Annotated in this window: 2 protein-coding genes and 1 pseudogene; 1 reads left to right on the top strand and 2 read right to left on the bottom strand. The window is 66.9% G+C overall.

All coding sequences use genetic code 11. From position 1 onward, the window contains the following. Positions 1-199, top strand: a pseudogene (locus QZY06_RS12375) (LysE family translocator); the annotation flags it as partial. 105 nt (positions 200-304) lie between these two features. Here the strand turns inward: QZY06_RS12375 and QZY06_RS12370 are convergent. Continuing rightward, positions 305-940: a LysE family translocator gene (locus tag QZY06_RS12370; RefSeq protein ID WP_033939131.1), complete on the bottom strand. Its 636-nt coding sequence runs from the start codon at positions 938-940 to the stop codon at positions 305-307. Positions 941-1,028: 88 nt separating this feature from the next. Beyond that, a partial coding sequence (locus tag QZY06_RS12365; RefSeq protein WP_295684748.1) for an AraC family transcriptional regulator occupies positions 1,029-1,762 on the bottom strand: 734 nt, incomplete at its 5' end.

Here is a 1,762-nt window from a genome sequence, read left to right as displayed (position 1 = left end):
GCCGCTGGCGGTGCAGATCGGCTACGGCGCATTCATCTCGGTTGCGCACATGGCCTGGTTCGGCCTCGTGGCGCTTTGCTTCTCGGCCGGGGGCGTGCGCGACCGGCTGCTGGCCGTGCGCCACTGGATCGACCGCGCCTTCGGCGGGCTGCTGGTCGGCTTCGGTGTCCTGCTGGCGGTGGCGCGCGGGGCGCGCTGACTGCGCGGGGCATCGCGCCGCCCTGCGGCGTCTCGACCCTGGGGGAAACGCTGCCTCGGAAATCCGAGACAGCGTTTCGGAAATCCATTCCCTATCGCGTGCTTCTCAACGCGCCAGGAGGACAAGGACAGCCACCGCCAGCAGGATCAGCATGGCACCGGAGATGCGTTCCAGCCACGGCAGCGCCCGCGCGAAGCGGCGCAGGACGGCCTGGTTGCCGATCATGACCGCGACCAGCAGATCCCACAGCAACACGACGCTGAACATCCAGACGCCATAGATCGTCTTCCAGCCCGCGCTGGCATGCGCGCCGGTCAGCATCGCGGCCAGGCTCGCGTAGAACAGCGCGTTCTTCGGATTCAGGATGCCGGACAGGAAGCCCATGCCGGTTGCGCGTCGCCACGCGATGAAAGGATGCGCGGGTGCCGTGGAACGCCCGCCATTCGAGACATCCAGGTCGCTGCGGCCCGCGTGGCGGATGAACAGCACGCCAAGATGGAGCAGGTAAGCGCAGCCGGCCAGTTGCAATACGACGAACGGGAGGCTGTCCGGGCGCAGTGCCGCCATGCCGGCGAAGGCGGCAACGATGAAAACGCCATTGGCGACGGCGATCCCCAGGCAGGCGCCGCTGGCGACCCGCCAGCCGGCGGACAGCGAGGTTCGGGCGATCAGGAAGAAGTCGGGGCCGGGAGAAAGCAGCGCCAGGAAATGCGCTGCGGCAATCATCAGGAACGGCTGCATTCAGGACGCACTCGTAGTTTTTCTACGCAGTGTGCCGGCCGCAGCGCCTTCCGTATTGAAGGAAATTGCAGCCGCGCCGCTTGCGGCGTCAGGCCCGGAAACGGCCGGGCGTCACACCGGCATGCGCCTTGAACACCCGCTGGAAATGGGCCTGATCGGCGAAGCCGAGATGCTGGGCCACGTCTGCAAGGCTGTCACCGCTGCGAATCCACTCCCTGGCGAGGTTGACGCGCTGGTTGAGTTGCCAGGCGTGCGGCGTCATGCCGGTGACGGCGCGGAATGCCCGGATCACCTGATAGCGGCTCATGCCTGCCAGCTCTGCCAACTTCTCCAGGGTGGTAGTGGCGGTGGGCGAAGCACACAGACAGTCCAGGGCGGGCCGAATCCGCTCCGCCAGGTTCGACGGCACGGTCGGCCCTTTGATGGAGAGCCCCTGTTCGGTGTCGTAGTCCCCGACGAACTCGATCAGCGCGGCTTCCTTCTCGATCGGGTCGCCTTCCTTGAACAGCAGCACGTTGAGTCGGCAGAAGTGCGCATAGACCGCCGGATCGGTCACGATGCGCACCGGCTCGTCGTCCATCGCGTCGGTTCGGGCGTACTCCCGCCGAACAGCCTGGAGCCACGCGGCGTCCAGGTGCAGCATCTGGTAGCTCCAGGCGGTGTCCGGAGCCGGGTTGCACGCATGGACACGTGATGCGGGCACGAAGACGAGCGTGCCAGGGGACAGGAGAACCGGGCCATCGGCGGCACCGGTGAAAACGCTGGTGCCGCCATCGACGGCACCAATGGAAAAGGTCGGGTGATGGTGGGGCTTGTAGCAGG

The sequence above is a fragment of the uncultured Nevskia sp. genome (genome assembly GCF_903885465.1).
Lineage (GTDB): Bacteria > Pseudomonadota > Gammaproteobacteria > Nevskiales > Nevskiaceae > Nevskia.
Note: the sequence above shows the minus strand (reverse complement) of the source record. Positions and strands in the feature narration are given on the sequence as shown.